At 52.6% G+C, this 15500-nt stretch carries 17 protein-coding genes and 1 rRNA gene; 9 read left to right on the top strand and 9 right to left on the bottom strand.

Annotation, left to right across the window (positions count from 1 at the left end):
- Together OGV75_RS04920 and gmhB are read right to left on the bottom strand one after the other, a co-directional pair.
- Window positions 1–454 (bottom strand): 16S ribosomal RNA (locus OGV75_RS04920); the annotation flags it as partial.
- A 364-nt stretch (window positions 455–818) separates the two neighbouring features.
- A complete protein-coding gene (gene gmhB / locus OGV75_RS04925) occupies window positions 819–1385 on the bottom strand; it encodes a D-glycero-beta-D-manno-heptose 1,7-bisphosphate 7-phosphatase (RefSeq protein ID WP_016151783.1) in 567 nt (188 codons plus the stop codon).
- A 189-nt stretch (window positions 1386–1574) separates the two neighbouring features.
- Here gmhB and metN point away from each other — a divergent pair, with 189 nt between their 5' ends.
- From metN to OGV75_RS04960, 7 genes are all read left to right on the top strand, one after another.
- A complete protein-coding gene (gene metN, locus OGV75_RS04930; protein ID WP_016151782.1) occupies window positions 1575–2606 on the top strand; it encodes a methionine ABC transporter ATP-binding protein MetN in 1032 nt (343 codons plus the stop codon).
- Window positions 2599–3252 (top strand): methionine ABC transporter permease MetI, encoded by a 654-nt coding sequence (locus OGV75_RS04935; protein ID WP_016151781.1) that lies wholly within the window; start codon window positions 2599–2601, stop codon window positions 3250–3252. The genes metN and OGV75_RS04935 overlap by 8 nt, the downstream gene beginning before the upstream one ends.
- Window positions 3253–3296: 44 nt before the next feature.
- Entirely contained in the window at window positions 3297–4112 is an 816-nt protein-coding gene (gene metQ, locus OGV75_RS04940) for a methionine ABC transporter substrate-binding lipoprotein MetQ (RefSeq protein WP_006686809.1), read from the top strand.
- A 116-nt stretch (window positions 4113–4228) separates the two neighbouring features.
- Window positions 4229–4633, top strand: a complete 405-nt coding sequence (rcsF, locus tag OGV75_RS04945) for an envelope stress sensor lipoprotein RcsF (RefSeq protein WP_016151780.1) — start codon at window positions 4229–4231, stop codon at window positions 4631–4633.
- Window positions 4630–5337 (top strand): tRNA (N6-threonylcarbamoyladenosine(37)-N6)-methyltransferase TrmO, encoded by a 708-nt coding sequence (gene tsaA / locus OGV75_RS04950; protein ID WP_047417110.1) that lies wholly within the window; start codon window positions 4630–4632, stop codon window positions 5335–5337. The genes rcsF and tsaA overlap by 4 nt, the downstream gene beginning before the upstream one ends.
- 113 nt (window positions 5338–5450) lie before the next feature.
- Entirely contained in the window at window positions 5451–7169 is a 1719-nt protein-coding gene (gene proS, locus OGV75_RS04955; protein ID WP_016151778.1) for a proline--tRNA ligase, read from the top strand.
- A 52-nt stretch (window positions 7170–7221) separates the two neighbouring features.
- Entirely contained in the window at window positions 7222–8046 is an 825-nt protein-coding gene (locus OGV75_RS04960) for a YaeF family permuted papain-like enzyme (protein ID WP_115190976.1), read from the top strand.
- A 47-nt stretch (window positions 8047–8093) separates the two neighbouring features.
- Here the strand turns inward: OGV75_RS04960 and nlpE are convergent, their stop codons facing one another.
- The 3 genes from nlpE to OGV75_RS04975 are packed head-to-tail and all read right to left on the bottom strand — an operon-like array spanning window position 8094 to window position 9790.
- Window positions 8094–8795, bottom strand: coding sequence for an envelope stress response activation lipoprotein NlpE (gene nlpE, locus OGV75_RS04965; RefSeq protein WP_087121852.1), 702 nt, complete (start codon window positions 8793–8795; stop codon window positions 8094–8096).
- A gap of 30 nt (window positions 8796–8825) precedes the next feature.
- A complete protein-coding gene (gene arfB / locus OGV75_RS04970) occupies window positions 8826–9248 on the bottom strand; it encodes an alternative ribosome rescue aminoacyl-tRNA hydrolase ArfB (protein ID WP_016151775.1) in 423 nt (140 codons plus the stop codon).
- Entirely contained in the window at window positions 9245–9790 is a 546-nt protein-coding gene (locus tag OGV75_RS04975) for a YaeQ family protein (RefSeq protein WP_046275338.1), read from the bottom strand. The genes arfB and OGV75_RS04975 overlap by 4 nt, the downstream gene beginning before the upstream one ends.
- Window positions 9791–9978: 188 nt before the next feature.
- On the opposite strand from OGV75_RS04975, the gene OGV75_RS04980 reads away from it, so the two are divergent.
- Window positions 9979–10179: a YaeP family protein gene (locus tag OGV75_RS04980; protein WP_003018499.1), complete on the top strand. Its 201-nt coding sequence runs from the start codon at window positions 9979–9981 to the stop codon at window positions 10177–10179.
- Window positions 10166–10426 carry a Rho-binding antiterminator gene (rof, locus tag OGV75_RS04985; protein ID WP_016151773.1) on the top strand — a complete coding sequence of 87 codons (261 nt, stop codon included), beginning with the start codon at window positions 10166–10168 and terminating at the stop codon, window positions 10424–10426. Before OGV75_RS04980 ends, rof begins: the two co-directional genes overlap by 14 nt.
- 54 nt (window positions 10427–10480) lie before the next feature.
- Here rof and tilS read toward each other — a convergent pair whose 3' ends face one another.
- From tilS to accA, 4 genes are all read right to left on the bottom strand, one after another.
- Entirely contained in the window at window positions 10481–11773 is a 1293-nt protein-coding gene (tilS, locus tag OGV75_RS04990) for a tRNA lysidine(34) synthetase TilS (protein WP_080859351.1), read from the bottom strand.
- 61 nt (window positions 11774–11834) lie between these two features.
- On the bottom strand, window positions 11835–12224 hold the full coding sequence (locus OGV75_RS04995) for a VOC family protein (RefSeq protein WP_016151771.1): 390 nt from the start codon (window positions 12222–12224) through the stop codon (window positions 11835–11837).
- Window positions 12225–12290: 66 nt separating this feature from the next.
- On the bottom strand, window positions 12291–14429 hold the full coding sequence (gene ldcC, locus OGV75_RS05000; RefSeq protein ID WP_046275340.1) for a lysine decarboxylase LdcC: 2139 nt from the start codon (window positions 14427–14429) through the stop codon (window positions 12291–12293).
- A 99-nt stretch (window positions 14430–14528) separates the two neighbouring features.
- A complete protein-coding gene (gene accA / locus OGV75_RS05005; RefSeq protein ID WP_003018513.1) occupies window positions 14529–15488 on the bottom strand; it encodes an acetyl-CoA carboxylase carboxyl transferase subunit alpha in 960 nt (319 codons plus the stop codon).
- Window positions 15489–15500: the final 12 nt, after the last annotated feature.

Here is a 15500-nt window from a genome sequence, read left to right on the forward strand (position 1 = left end):
CCTTCCTCCTCGCTGAAAGTACTTTACAACCCGAAGGCCTTCTTCATACACGCGGCATGGCTGCATCAGGCTTGCGCCCATTGTGCAATATTCCCCACTGCTGCCTCCCGTAGGAGTCTGGACCGTGTCTCAGTTCCAGTGTGGCTGGTCATCCTCTCAGACCAGCTAGGGATCGTCGCCTAGGTGAGCCGTTACCCCACCTACTAGCTAATCCCATCTGGGCACATCCGATGGCAAGAGGCCCGAAGGTCCCCCTCTTTGGTCTTGCGACGTTATGCGGTATTAGCTACCGTTTCCAGTAGTTATCCCCCTCCATCGGGCAGTTTCCCAGACATTACTCACCCGTCCGCCACTCGTCACCCAAGGAGCAAGCTCCTCTGTGCTACCGTTCGACTTGCATGTGTTAGGCCTGCCGCCAGCGTTCAATCTGAGCCATGATCAAACTCTTCAATTTAAGTTTGATGCTCGTGAATTAAACTTCGTAATGAATTACGTGTTCACTCAGAGACTTGGTATTCATTTTTCGTCTTGCGACGTTAAGAATCCGTATCTTCGAGTGCCCACACAGATTGTCTGATAAATTGTTAAAGAGCAGTTGCGACGCGCTTTAGCGCTCTGTCGCGAGGTGGCGTATATTACGCTTTCCTCTTTCAGAGTCAACCCTCATTTTCAGGTTTTTCTCTTCAACCGAACCGGCTGTTTGTGTGAAGTGATTCACATCCGCCGTGTCGATGGAGGCGCATTATAGGGAGTCGACTCAGGAAGACAAGCGGAAAAATGCATTTTTGTTTCAACCGCTCACCTTTTATCCATTGCGCTTACTTTTGCTGCTTTTTTATCGCCATTGGCAGGTCTGCCAGACTGTTTATGACCAAATCTGCCGCATTTTCTGCTTCCGGCGTAACAGGTTTGCCCGTGCGCACCAGAACCTTCGTTCCAACATTCGCCGCTGCCGCTGCCTGCATATCTTCTATCTTGTCGCCTACCATATAGGAAGCGGCCATATCGATATGCAGGAAGTCTCGGGCGGAGATCAACATTCCAGGATGCGGTTTACGACAGTCGCAGACCTGACGATACTCTTCTACTGTGCCCTGCGGATGATGCGGGCAATAGTAGATACCATCCAAATCAACGTCGCGATCGGCCAGCGACCAGTCCATCCATTCGGTCAACGTTTCAAACTGTGCCTCAGTAAATTTGCCACGAGCGATACCAGACTGGTTTGTCACGATAATGAGCGCGTAACCCATATTTTTAAGTTCACGCATGGCATCAATAACGCCGTCGATAAACTCGAACTCGTCAATCTCGTGTACGTAACCGTGGTCCACATTAATGGTGCCGTCGCGGTCGAGAAAAATTGCGGGTACAGATTTTGCCACCTTTTATAGCTCCTGAATAAGGCATGTGGCTCTAGTATCGCATGTTTCGGCGGGCAAGAAAGTGCTCATCGTGCAAAGCTAGATTGATTTAGACGTCTGGATGCCTTAACATCCATCTTGTTGACGGCTTCGACCGTCCCAGACAGACGAAAATGCCACGGCTAACTTAATTACGATAATAAATAACCAATGATTAAACTTTCGAATATCACCAAAGTGTTCCAGCAGGGGACTCGCACCATTCAGGCGCTAAATAAAGTCAGCCTGCACGTTCCTGCCGGGCAGATTTATGGCGTCATTGGTGCCTCCGGTGCCGGTAAAAGTACGCTCATTCGCTGCGTTAACTTACTTGAACGCCCAACCGAGGGCAGTGTTCAGGTTGGCGGTCAGGAGCTGACGACGCTTTCTGAATCCGAGCTGACTAAAGCTCGCCGTCAAATCGGCATGATTTTCCAGCACTTTAACCTGCTTTCTTCCCGTACCGTGTTTGGCAACGTCGCGCTGCCGCTGGAACTGGATAACACGCCAAAGGAAGAGATCAAACGCCGTGTAACAGAACTGCTGGATTTAGTCGGCCTTGGCGACAAGCACGACAGCTACCCGGCCAACCTTTCCGGCGGACAAAAACAGCGAGTGGCGATTGCGCGTGCGCTGGCCAGCAATCCAAAAGTGTTGCTGTGTGATGAAGCCACCAGCGCACTTGATCCGGCAACAACCCGCTCGATTCTGGAATTATTGAAAGACATTAACCGTCGTTTGGGACTCACCATTCTGCTGATCACCCATGAGATGGACGTTGTAAAACGCATTTGTGACTGCGTGGCGGTCATCAGTAATGGTGAGCTGATTGAGCAGGACACCGTCAGCGAAGTGTTCTCCCACCCGAAAACGCCGCTGGCACAGAAATTTATCCAGTCCACGCTACACCTGGATATCCCGGAAGATTATCTGGAACGTTTAAAAGCAAAGCCAGAAGCCGACAGCGTGCCAATGCTGCGCATGGAATTCACCGGTCATTCGGTTGATGCGCCATTACTTTCGGAGACGGCCCGTCGTTTTAACGTGAATAACAACATTATTAGCGCGCAGATGGATTACGCCGGCGGCGTGAAGTTCGGCATCATGCTGACTGAAATGCACGGCACACAGGAAGATACACAAGCAGCCATTAACTGGTTGCAGGAACACCATGTAAAAGTAGAGGTACTGGGTTATGTCTGAGCCGATGATGTGGCTACTGGTTCGCGGCGTATGGGAAACGCTGGCAATGACCTTTGTGTCCGGTTTTTTTGGTTTTGTGATTGGCCTGCCGGTTGGCGTGTTGCTGTACGTAACGCGGCCGGGGCAAATCATTGAGAACGCGAAGCTCTACCGCACGCTCTCTGCACTGGTGAATATTTTCCGTTCCATCCCGTTCATTATCTTGCTGGTGTGGATGATTCCGTTCACCCGCATGATCGTTGGCACCTCTATTGGGCTGCAGGCCGCTATCGTCCCGCTGACCGTTGGCGCCGCGCCGTTTATCGCCCGTATGGTGGAAAACGCGCTGCTCGAAATCCCGACCGGGCTGATTGAGGCCTCCCGGGCAATGGGCGCCACGCCGCTGCAAATTGTACGTAAGGTATTACTACCAGAAGCACTGCCTGGACTGGTCAATGCGGCCACCATCACCCTTATCACGCTGGTGGGTTATTCCGCGATGGGCGGTGCCGTCGGTGCCGGTGGTCTTGGCCAGATTGGTTATCAGTACGGTTATATTGGCTACAACGCTACCGTCATGAATACAGTGCTGGTATTGCTCGTCATTCTGGTTTATTTAATTCAGTTATCCGGTGATCGCATCGTCCGGGCTGTCACGCACAAATAACGTTGCACACAACACTAAAAACTCATTAAGAAAAGGAAATAAGCATGGCGTTCAAATTCAAAACCTTTGCGGCAGTTGGGGCCCTGATCGGTTCTCTGGCACTTGTGGGTTGCGGTCAGGATGAAAAAGATCCTAACCACATCAAAGTGGGCGTTATTGTTGGCGCAGAGCAGCAGGTCGCAGAAGTCGCGCAGAAAGTGGCTAAAGAAAAATACGGTCTGGACGTTGAGCTGGTCACGTTTAACGATTACGTCCTGCCTAACGAAGCGCTGAGCAAAGGCGATATCGATGCTAACGCCTTCCAGCACAAACCGTACCTGGATCAACAGATCAAAGATCGCGGCTACAAACTGGTTGCCGCAGGTAATACTTTTGTTTACCCGATTGCGGGCTACTCTAAAAAAATCAAGTCACTGGATGAGTTGCAGGAAGGCTCTCAGGTCGCGATTCCAAACGATCCGACTAACCTTGGCCGCTCCCTGCTGCTGCTGCAAAAAGTGGGCTTAATCAAACTGAAAGACGGTGTTGGTCTGCTGCCGACCGCGCTGGACGTGATTGAAAACCCGAAAAACCTGAAGCTGGTTGAACTGGAAGCGCCGCAGCTGCCGCGTTCCCTGGACGATGCGCAAATCGCACTGGCGGTCATCAACACGACCTACGCCAGCCAGATCGGCCTGACCCCGGCTAAAGACGGTATCTTTGTTGAAGATAAAGATTCTCCGTACGTAAACCTGATCGTGACTCGTGAAGACAATAAAGATGCTGAGAATGTGAAGAAATTCGTTCAGGCATACCAGTCTGACGAAGTGTACGAAGCAGCAAACAAAGTCTTCAACGGCGGTGCTGTTAAGGGCTGGTAATTTTAGGCTGTTTCCAGAATCTGTAATATCATCAGGACGGGCGCTTGCCCGTCTTGTCATTTATGCAAGCACCTGATTCAATATCTGACGTTTAGATCATTCATTGAGGAAATATTATGCGTGCTTTACCGATCTGTTTAGTAGCACTCATGCTGAGCGGCTGTTCTATGTTAAGCAGATCCCCTGTTGAACCCGTTCAAAGCACCGCTACCCCGCCTAAAGCGGAGCCGGAAAAACCCAAAGCACCGCGCGCGGCGCCGGTAAGAATCATTACTAACGCTGAAGATTTAGTTGGCAAACCGTTCCGCGATCTCGGCGAAGTCAGCGGCGAATCCTGCCAGGCATCCAACCAGGATTCTCCGCCGAGCATTCCAACCGCACGCAAACGCATGCAGATTAACGCATCTAAAATGAAAGCAAATGCGGTATTGCTGCACAGTTGCGAAGTAACCAGCGGAACGCCGGGTTGCTATCGCCAGGCGGTTTGCATCGGTTCTGCACTGAACATTTCGGCGAAATGAGCCATTTTCAGTTCGAGCAAATAGGCGTTATCCGCTCACCTTATAAAGAAAAGTTCGCCGTTCCACGCCAGCCTGGTCTGGTGAAAAGTGCCAGCGGTGAACTGCATTTGCTCGCACCTTATAACCAGGCCGATGCCGTTCGCGGCCTGGAAGCCTTCAGCCATTTGTGGGTGATTTTTGTTTTTCACCAGACAATGGAAGGTGGATGGCGTCCAACCGTGCGCCCTCCCCGTCTTGGCGGCAATGCCAGAATGGGCGTCTTTGCCACGCGTTCAACGTTTCGTCCGAACCCTGTTGGCATGTCGTTGGTTGAGCTGCGGGGCATCCGTTGCCATAAAGAGCACGTAATCCTTGAGCTCGGCGGGCTGGATCTTGTTGATGGCACGCCGGTAGTGGATATAAAACCGTATCTGCCGTTTGCCGAATCGCTGCCTGATGCTCGCGCCAGCTATGCTCAGGACGCGCCGCAGGCCAGTGTAGACGTGACGTTCAGTGAAGAGCTCGCTGAGCAACTACCAAAGCTCGAACAGCGTTACCCGCATCTTCGTCAGTTTATTGCCGAAGTGCTGGCGCAGGATCCGCGTCCTGCCTACCGTAAAAACGAGGAAGAAGGCAAAACCTATGCCGTCTGGTTGCTGGACTTTAACGTCCGCTGGCGCGTGACGCCGTCAGGATTTGAGGTCTTTGCTCTGGAAGCCCGCTAATTTGCATCGCGTACTCTTTTGACATCCCCTTCTCGCTGGTAAACTAAACCACTTTTGTTTTGTGCCAGGCTCATTTTGAGCCTGTTCGATCGTTCAACTGGAACCGTAACAACATGCGTACTAGCCAATATCTGCTCTCCACTCTGAAGGAGACACCTGCCGACGCCGAGGTCATCAGCCACCAGCTGATGCTGCGCGCCGGGATGATCCGCAAGCTGGCCTCCGGGTTATATACCTGGCTGCCGACCGGCGTGCGCGTCCTGAAAAAAGTCGAAAACATCGTGCGTGAAGAGATGAACAACGCCGGTGCGATCGAGGTGTTGATGCCGGTCGTTCAGCCTTCTGAACTGTGGGAAGAGAGCGGCCGTTGGGAACAATACGGCCCGGAACTGCTGCGTATTGCTGACCGTGGCGATCGTTCGTTCGTACTCGGCCCAACGCATGAAGAAGTGATCACCGACCTGATCCGTAATGAGCTGAGCTCTTACAAACAGCTGCCGCTGAACTTCTATCAGATCCAGACCAAATTCCGTGACGAAGTGCGTCCGCGCTTCGGCGTGATGCGTTCCCGCGAATTCCTGATGAAAGATGCCTACTCTTTCCACACTTCTCAGGAATCTCTGCAGGAAACCTACGACGCGATGTACGCTGCGTACAGCAAAATCTTCAGCCGTATGGGGCTGGATTTCCGTGCGGTACAAGCGGATACCGGTTCTATCGGCGGCAGCGCCTCTCACGAATTCCAGGTGCTGGCGCAGAGCGGTGAAGACGATGTGATCTTCTCTGACTCTTCCGACTATGCGGCAAACATCGAGTTTGCCGAAGCTGTTGCACCGAAAGAACCGCGCGCCGCTGCAACACAGGAAATGACGCTGGTTGATACACCGAACGCTAAAACCATCGCCGAGCTGGTTGAACAATTCAACCTGCCTATCGAGAAAACCGTGAAAACCCTGCTGGTGAAAGCGGTTGAAGGCAGCAGCTACCCGCTGGTTGCGCTGCTGGTTCGTGGCGATCACGAGCTGAACGAAGTCAAGGCGGAAAAACTGCCGCAGGTTGCCAGCCCGCTGACCTTCGCCACCGAAGAAGAAATTCGTGCGCTGGTTAAAGCAGGTCCAGGATCTCTGGGTCCGGTGAACATGCCGATTCCGGTGGTTATCGACCGTACCGTTGCGGTAATGAGCGATTTTGCTGCCGGTGCCAACATCGATGGTAAACACTATTTCGGTATCAACTGGGATCGCGATGTGGCCACCCCGGAAGTGGCTGACATTCGTAATGTGGTCGCCGGCGACCCAAGCCCGGATGGCAAAGGTACGCTGATGATCAAACGCGGTATCGAAGTGGGCCACATCTTCCAGTTGGGTACCAAGTACTCTGAAGCGATGAAAGCCGCCGTTCAGGGAGAAGATGGTCGTAACCAGACGCTGACCATGGGCTGCTACGGTATCGGGGTCACTCGCGTTGTGGCTGCTGCGATTGAACAGAACTACGACGATCGCGGCATTGTATGGCCAGACGCCATTGCCCCGTTCCAGGTTGCTATTCTGCCGATGAACATGCACAAATCCTACCGTGTGCAGGAGCTGGCTGAGAAGCTGTACGCGGAGCTGCGCGCGCAGGGTATTGAAGTGTTGATGGACGATCGTAAAGAGCGTCCAGGCGTGATGTTTGCTGATATGGAGCTCATCGGTATTCCGCATACCATCGTGCTGGGCGACCGTAACCTCGACAACGACGATATCGAATACAAATACCGTCGTAACGGCGAGAAAGAGCTGATTAAAACCGGCGACATCGTCGACTACCTGGTCAAAGCTATTAAAGGCTAATACCAGCACAAGGCCCTGAGGATCAGGGCCTTTTTTACATGGATTGTATAAAATGGCTAAACCAACGGCGTATTACCGCCTGCTCCTCCCCTTCGTTCTTCTGCTTTCAGCCTGCACGATTGACGTCAGTCAGCAAAATTCATCAGCAACCGCTGTTGATGCCCAGGCAAAGAAATGGGAGGTAAAACTCCAGCATCAAAGTTCATTTACCGATCAAGCGCTGCATGAAATTACGGATACCGACCTCAGGCCGGGCGACCTGCTGTTCTCCTCCAGTCTTGGGGTGACCTCATTTGGTATTCGCGCGTTCAGCACCTCTTCTGTCAGCCATGTCGCCGTTTACCTTGGCGATAATGAAGTTGCCGAAGCGACCGGGGCGGGAGTACAAATCATTTCGCTTAAAAAGGCTGAAAATCACAGCGATAAGCTTTTTGCTCTGCGGGTCCCCAACCTCACACCGCAGCAGGCCGAAGAAATCAAAACATTCGCTTATAAAATCAAAGATAGCGGCTATAACTACCGCGGCATCGTCGAATTTATTCCGTTTATGGTGACCCGGCAAATATGTTCATTGAATCCTTTCTCAGAGGATTTTCGCCAGCAATGCGTCAGCGGGCTGGCAAAAGCACAGTTGAACAATACCAGCGAAGGAGAAAAGAAGGTGTGGTTTTGCTCCGAATTTGTAACCGATGCGTTTGCCACAGCCGGGCATCCGCTAACAATGGCGCAGCCGGGTTGGATTAGCCCTTCCGACCTGATGCATATGCGCGAAGGTGACATTTCCGCGTTTAAGTCTGAAACGCAGCTACAGTATATCGGCCACCTGAAGTTAGGGATTTATATCAAAACCAGCCGTTTTGTTGGATTGATCCGATAAGAAAAAACTGTCCGGGCGATCGCCGGACAGTTTTTATAAGCTGCAGATTAATCATCGCAACTCTGGCCAGGGATAAACTTAATTTCTTTATCCGCTCTTAAGGTTTTCACTGGCGTGCCTGTATCAGGATTTTCTTCCATCGTGAAGTGCCCTTCCACAGTAAGCAGAACTGCCTTATCCGTTGCACCACGCGCAGTCAGATAATCTCGCTCCAGTTGTGCATTGTTCGCGACAGAGACTCTTTTACCCGTCGCACAATCAGTGAAGGTTGCCGCGTCAGCCATATAGAAGTACATCCCCCGCATCGGCATTGGCGTCACCGGTAAGCTGGCGGAAACTGGCTCAAGCGTGTAGTTGAACTGTGACTCAATCGGGTTACCTTCACGATCGAGCATCTCCAGCGCTTCACCTTTTGCCCGGTAGTACGACTTCTCACCTTTGCTGTCAGTCAGCACCAGCTTATCGGCAGTGCGCGCCCATGTACCATAAGAAGCAAAGGAGGACGGTTCATCTCGCACGCCCTGATAGCGTTCATTCATCACCCATGTGCCGTCTTTTTCCAGGAACAGAGAGGTTTCAATTCCTTCGCAGTCCGCGCAAGGCAAAATGCCACGCCAGCTTTGCTGCATCGGTTTTAATTCTGCCGCCCGCGTCGGCTGTAGTACATCGACTTCAGTACGGTTGTTACAGCCGATCAAGGAAAAAAGCGTGCATGCAGCCACCACGGACAATATTGCTGTTTTCACTATGAATTCCTTATAATTTTTTATTCCCGCTCGTCAGTCTTGCGTTCGACGAACTCTCCCACGCAGTGCTTTCACTGTGGATTTTTGCGCCTTCGATGACAACCTGCGCTCTTTCGAGGCGCGCGTAGGACGTGTTGCCTGTCGGCTTTTTTGCACCGCGGTTAATTCTTTTATCACCGCCACCAGTCGGGAGATTGCCGCTTCCCGATTTAGCTCCTGGCTACGGTATTCCTGCGCCTTTATGATAATAACGCCATCGCTGCTAATCAGATGATGGCTGGCGGCCAGCAGACGTTCCTTGTAATACTCTGGCAGGCCTGAGGCCCGAATGTCAAAGCGCAAATGGATAGCCGTGGAGGTCTTGTTAACGTGCTGACCGCCCGCGCCCTGTGCCCGAATCGCCGTGATTTCCAGCTCACTGTCAGGGATAGAGACGTTTCGGGAGATAACAATCATGAACGCGGCTGCCACGCGGTCAGATGAATTTCCAGATTGTTCTGAGAATCAGACAGCCAGATAGCGCCATCCTGGATAGTTGCCTGCAGCGCCATTGTACGACCAGCAAAATCACTCAGTTGCGCCAGCTGTTCATCATCCAGATACCACACGGTGAGATTTTTAAACTGCGCACACTTGTTCTGGTTTTGCTGCCACCAGATCTGGGCCGCACGGCTGTTGTAAGTAAACAGAGCAACCTCACCAGACTGGGTACAGGCTTTTTTAATACGACGCTCATCCGGCAGACCCAGTTCAATCCAGAGATCGATGCCCAGATGGTCGTTACGCAGCCATGCTTCAGGCTCGTCTTCAGCACTCAGGCCACGCGTGAACTGCAGCCGTTCATCGGCATATTTAATCCAGGCCAGCAGGCGCAGCATCATGCGCTCCTGGGTTTCAGAGGGATGACGCGCCAGCGTCAAGGCCGCGTCAAGGAACTGGTTGCGATCGAGATCCGCTACGTTGACGACGGCTTTATAAATTGTCGCTTTAAGCGCCATGAGAGAACTCCTTTCGAATCAGGCGCTCATTGTAGCGAAAACCGCGGCAAAAGGCTGCTAACAGCTCCTCAATCAAGGCGCTGATATTGCTTGAATGAGTATGGTATAGTCACCTTGCTAAACAGAGTTTATCTTCGTAGGCTTAGACTTGCATCCACGGTTAAGTCAGAGTGCTGACAGGAGGGCATGTGGAAAAATATTGTGAGTTAATACGCAAGCGGTACGCGGAAATCGCCAGCGGAGACTTAGGGTATATCCCGGATGCGCTGGGTTGCGTATTGAAGGTGCTTAATGAAGTGGCGGCAGATAGCGCCCTTCCAGAGTCGGTCAGGGAAAAAGCGGCCTATGCTGCCGCCAACTTACTGGTGAGCGATTATGTCAATGAATGAAACGTATCAACCCATCAATTGTGATGATTACGACAATCTTGAACTCGCCTGCCAGAACCATTTGTTACTGACGCTGGCGCTAAAAGATGGCGAAGTTTTGCAGGCGAAAGCGAATGACCTGGTTTCACGCAAAAACGTGGAGTATCTGGTCGCAGATGTCGCAGGTGAAATCCGGGAGCTTCGTCTCGATAAAATTGCCAGCTTCAGCCACCCGCAAATCGGTACCGTGGTTGTCAGCGAATCTTAGCTTTTCTTGCGCCTTATCAGGCCTAAATGACCAGGCCTGATAATCGCACCGCCATCAGGCATGCCAAATCAGACTCATACCTTCTTCATCTACCGCCGCACCCTCACGCGTCACAAAAACACCCGCAGCCGCTATCAACGTTTCACCGTAAAACAACAACGGCGTGGTATCTCGTCGCCAGGGCGGGATCCCCTGCTCCTGCCAGATTTTCTTTAATTTACGTCCACCGTTACGCCCGACAATATGCAATACGCCTGGCGCTTTAAAACGAATACTGATCGCTTCACCTGCTTGCGGCATGCGCAATTCGCCAGCCGAGATTAGCTGCACCGAGCCTAACCCGGTAGGCAGCGTCAACGGCGTTTCCCGGCATGACCACGGGATGACGGTTTCGCTTTGCCCGTCGACCGATTTAACCCACCATAGCTGTGACTGATAGCGACGGACCTCATATTCTCCCAGACGAAAACAGGGGGAAGCATCTTCTCGCGCCAACGCCACTTCCTGCCAGATACGTTCCAGCCCGTCCCGGGAAGGCATCGGTGCATTTACCCCCGCCAGCCAGCGACGCAGCAGAGCGGCACGCCGCACGCCACTCATCATCATTAACGGTGCCAGTAATAGTGTGCCTTGGGCAGTCACGCAGTCGGCTAAATCATTGGCCAGCAGTTCATCCAGTAAACTCTCCTGCTCTGCGCACAGCGCGGCGCTGCGGGCTGCGGCTTGCGCGAAGTGCGGCCATCGTTGTTGGAGCAAAGGGTTAACGCGCAATCTGAGAAAATTGCGATCGTAGGCATCATCCTGATTACTTTCATCTTCGATCCAGCATAATTCATGCTGTCGCGCCCATGCTTCAAGCGCCTCTCGCGTTTGCGCCAGCAGCGGTCGAATCAGTTGGGTTCCGGCAAATGGTGAGCTTTCGCCCATGGCGGAGAGCCCGGCAGGACCACTGCCGCGTTTAAGCGCCAGTAGAAAGGTTTCACACTGGTCGTCGAGATGCTGGGCGGTCATCAGCACTTCACCCGGTAGTAAGATCTGCGCAAATGCCTGATAGCGCGCGCGTCGCGCCTGAGCTTCGATGCCCAAACCATCATCCTCAAGATGGACCCGTTCAACCACCAGCGGCACCTGCCACTGTGCGCATACCGACTCACAGTGTTGCACCCAACTGTCTGCCTGCGGGCTTAATCCGTGATGAATATGGATTGCGCGCAAGGCAACCTCAGGATTTTGCGCTCGCCACAGTACCAGCTGATGCAGCAGCACGGTGGAGTCCAGCCCGCCGCTAAAGGCGACCAGAATCGATTGAAAATTCAGCAGTGAAGTGTTCAGCGTGAGTGTCGTCATGATGGTTACTTACAAGGGCATTGCCCGGCACATTGCCAGGCTAATGCCACAATGATAAGACTTACAGCTCGTACAGTTCGAGCGGTAATCCGTCCGGATCGTTAAAAAACGTAAAGCGTTTGCCGGTAAACGGATCGATACGCACGGATTCGCACTTCACGTGGTGAGCTTCCAGATGCGCGATCGCTTTTTCCACGTCATCTACGCTGAACGCCAGATGGCGTAAACCGCAGGCTTCCGGTCGGCTAGGACGGCAAGGCGGAAATGGAAAAGAAAAAAGCTCAATCACATACTGACCGTTCAATGCCAGATCACCCTTCCACGAGTCACGTTCTTCCCTGTAGGCTTCGCTGATTAACGTAAAGCCCAGCACATCACAGTAAAATGCCTTACTCGCCGCGTAGTCCGTCGCAATAATGGCAATATGGTGAACCTGTTTTAATCCCAGCATAGCGTCATCGCCTCTTTCGTTTTTCTGCCAGCACATTACTCGTGCGTAATGGGTTCACGCAAGTCGTCATGCCATTTTTAGGACTCGCACGCGATACACGCCATCTTCACCCAGTTTAGCGCCATGGATATCGGTTTCAAATCCAGGATAGTGATGGCCCACTGAACACAACATCAGCAGAAAATCGAGTACAGCCCGACTTTTGGCCGTGATCATTTCCCCGGGCATCAAGAGCGGCACACCGGGAGGATAAGGCAGAATCATATTGGCAGAAATGCGCCCCACCAGTTGATCGAGCGCCACCGTTTCGACCTCACCTTTGATCTGCCGCTGCCAGGCCTGGTGCGGGGTCATTTTCATTTCCGGTAAGGTATCAAATGCCCGCAGCATCAGCCCGGAGAGATCGTGCTGGCGGATCAGCTTATGGATCCCCTGCGCCAGATCCTGAATACGCATATTACGATAGAAATCGGGATCCTCGGCATACAGATCCGGCAGTATATTTTTCACGCGTAAATTCAGATCGTACGAGCGTTTAAATTCCGTCAGGCCGCGCAGTAGCCCCATCGCCCGGGTTTTATCAATGCCAATACTGAACAGGAACAACAGATTATACGGTCCCGTTTTCTCGACAACGACGCCGCGCTCATCAAGGAATTTCGCCACCAGCGCCGCAGGGATCCCCTCTTCACTCATATTTCCCTGTTCATCCATTCCCGGCGTAAGAATGGTGACCTTCACCGGGTCGAGGAACATATGGTCGGCGTCAGCATCAACAAATCCGTGCCAGTCTTCACCAGGCGCTACCGGCCAGCACTCCGCTTCATCGACTCTTTCCGGCTGCCAGATATCAAAGAACCAGCCATCCGACTCTTCGCGTAGCCGCTGCACTTCTTTACGGAAATGCAGCGCCCGCTCCACCGAACGATTGATCAACCGCTTGCCTGAATTGCCACGCAGCATTGCCGCCGCCGTTTCTATCGACGCGACAATCGGGTAGCTCGGGGAAGTGGAAGTGTGCATCATAAAGGCTTCGTTGAACGTCTCTTCGTCGTAGTCGCCCTTAATGTGGATCAGAGAAGCCTGTGATAGTGCCGCCAGCATCTTGTGGGTTGACTGGGTTTCAAAAATCACTTTCCCCGGCACCCGTTCGCCGCTCATCCCGCTTTTCCCCTGATAGATCGGGTGAAAATGGGTATACGGCACCCAGGCAGAATCAAAATGAATGGAGGGCACATCCAGGGTTTGCTTGATCCAGTTGGTGTTATACAACAGGCCGTCATAGGTGGAGTTGGTGATCACCGCGTGTACCGGCCATAGTGCCTGAGGGGTCTCTTCTACCTTGCGTTCAATGCTTGCGCGGGTGAATTCCCGACGAGGTATACCGCCGAGGATCCCCAGCGCATTGCGCGTAGGCTTCAGCCAGATTGGCACCACATCGCTCATCATTAGCAAATGCGCCAGCGACTTATGACAGTTGCGATCAATCAGGAGCGTACTGCCTGAAGGCGCGGCATACATGCCGACAATCTTGTTCGACGTCGAGGTGCCGTTGGTCACCATATAGCTCTGCTCGGCGCCAAAGGTGCGCGCGATATACTCCTCCGCTTCCAGATGCGGGCCGGTATGATCCAGCAGCGATCCGAGTTCAGTCACGGAAATAGACACGTCGGCCTTCAGCGTATTGCCGCCAAAGAAATCATAGAACAGGCAGCCTACCGGGCTTTTCTGATACGCCGTTCCCGCCATATGTCCGGGTGTGCAGAAGGTGTACTTTCCTTCCTTCACATAGGTAAACAGCGCCTTGGTGAAAGGAGGCGTGATGTTATCGAGGTATTCGCTGGTGTACTGACGGATGCGGGTTGCAATATCTTCAGACTGGCCCAGCGCATACTCAAAAAACCACAGCGCCATGCGCAGGTCGTGCGCGCTGACATCCATCGTCGAATGGGTATTAATAAAGGCGTAGAGCGGGAGATACTCGTTGAGCTGGTTGATGTCACTGCACAGATCCAGACTGTATTCATCCCAGTCAAAAATGACACCGCAAATTCGTGGGTTATGTTCGATAAACTTAAGCAGGTCGACGCTATTCTGCGGCCAGATAATCTGAAACCCCTGCTGTTGCAGCGCACGCTCAAGTTCCTTGATGGGCTCATCTTTATAAAAGACGCCATGCGGTCCCATGATGGCAATGATATTCATGCGTTCCTCCTGGAAAAACCTTAGTTAATCATAGCCTGGTGAAACCACAGGTAAAAAAAAGGGCCACAGCGTTGTGGCCCTTTTCAGAATTAATGCAGTTTACGCGTAACCGTAGCTCATCAGACGCTGGTAACGACGGTTTTTCAAATCATCTTTGCTTAACACGTCGAGGTCGGCAAGATCGGCCAGCAACTGTGCTTTCAGGGACGCAGCCATCACTTCCGGGTTGCGGTGCGCGCCGCCCAGCGGTTCCGGGATGATAGAGTCGATAAGCTTCAGCTCTTTCAGACGCGGCGCGATAATCCCCATCGCTTCTGCGGCCAGCGGCGCTTTGTCGGCGCTTTTCCACAGAATGGAGGCACAACCTTCCGGGGAGATAACGGAATAGGTGCTGTATTGCAGCATATTCACTTTATCGCCTACGCCGATCGCCAGCGCGCCGCCGGAACCACCTTCACCAATAACGGTGCAGATTACCGGTACGCTCAGACGCGACATTTCACGCAGGTTGCGCGCAATCGCTTCAGACTGACCACGTTCTTCCGCGCCCACGCCCGGATAAGCCCCTGGGGTGTCGATGAAAGTAATGATCGGCATATTGAAACGCTCGGCCATTTCCATCAGACGCAGCGCTTTGCGATAGCCTTCCGGTGCCGGCATGCCGAAATTACGACGAATTTTTTCTTTGGTCTCACGGCCTTTCTGATGACCAATGATCATCACCGGACGGCCATCCAGACGCGCGATGCCGCCGACAATAGCTTTATCATCCGCATAGGCACGATCGCCCGCCAGCTCATCAAATTCATCAAATGCCAGGCGGACATAATCCAGGGTGTACGGACGCTGTGGATGGCGCGCCAGTTGGGCTACCTGCCATGCGCCAAGATCGGCGAAGATTTTACGCGTCAGCTCTACGCTTTTTTCACGCAGACGATGCACTTCTTCATCGATGTTAATATCCAGTTTCTCATCCTGACGGCTAACCGCAGTCAGAGAATCGATTTTTGCTTCCAGCTCTGCAATCGGCTGTTCAAAATCAAGGAAATTCAGACTCATAGTATTCCTGTA

Source organism: Citrobacter sp. Cb028, from assembly GCF_030336705.1.
Taxonomy (GTDB): Bacteria; Pseudomonadota; Gammaproteobacteria; order Enterobacterales; family Enterobacteriaceae; genus Citrobacter; species Citrobacter braakii.

Excerpts from the sequence above, each read along its gene's own strand:
- metN (WP_016151782.1), top strand. The coding sequence starts at position 1,575 with ATGATTAAACTTTCGAATATCACCAAAGTGTTCCAGCAGGGGACTCGC.
- OGV75_RS04975 (WP_046275338.1), bottom strand. The coding sequence starts at position 9,790 with ATGGCGCTTAAAGCGACAATTTATAAAGCCGTCGTCAACGTAGCGGAT.
- tilS (WP_080859351.1), bottom strand. The coding sequence starts at position 11,773 with ATGACGACACTCACGCTGAACACTTCACTGCTGAATTTTCAATCGATT.
- OGV75_RS04995 (WP_016151771.1), bottom strand. The coding sequence starts at position 12,224 with ATGCTGGGATTAAAACAGGTTCACCATATTGCCATTATTGCGACGGAC.
- OGV75_RS04935 (WP_016151781.1), top strand. The coding sequence starts at position 2,599 with ATGTCTGAGCCGATGATGTGGCTACTGGTTCGCGGCGTATGGGAAACG.
- accA (WP_003018513.1), bottom strand. The coding sequence starts at position 15,488 with ATGAGTCTGAATTTCCTTGATTTTGAACAGCCGATTGCAGAGCTGGAA.
- metQ (WP_006686809.1), top strand. The coding sequence starts at position 3,297 with ATGGCGTTCAAATTCAAAACCTTTGCGGCAGTTGGGGCCCTGATCGGT.
- proS (WP_016151778.1), top strand. The coding sequence starts at position 5,451 with ATGCGTACTAGCCAATATCTGCTCTCCACTCTGAAGGAGACACCTGCC.
- ldcC (WP_046275340.1), bottom strand. The coding sequence starts at position 14,429 with ATGAATATCATTGCCATCATGGGACCGCATGGCGTCTTTTATAAAGAT.
- rof (WP_016151773.1), top strand. The coding sequence starts at position 10,166 with ATGTCAATGAATGAAACGTATCAACCCATCAATTGTGATGATTACGAC.
- OGV75_RS04960 (WP_115190976.1), top strand. The coding sequence starts at position 7,222 with ATGGCTAAACCAACGGCGTATTACCGCCTGCTCCTCCCCTTCGTTCTT.
- rcsF (WP_016151780.1), top strand. The coding sequence starts at position 4,229 with ATGCGTGCTTTACCGATCTGTTTAGTAGCACTCATGCTGAGCGGCTGT.
- tsaA (WP_047417110.1), top strand. The coding sequence starts at position 4,630 with ATGAGCCATTTTCAGTTCGAGCAAATAGGCGTTATCCGCTCACCTTAT.
- arfB (WP_016151775.1), bottom strand. The coding sequence starts at position 9,248 with ATGATTGTTATCTCCCGAAACGTCTCTATCCCTGACAGTGAGCTGGAA.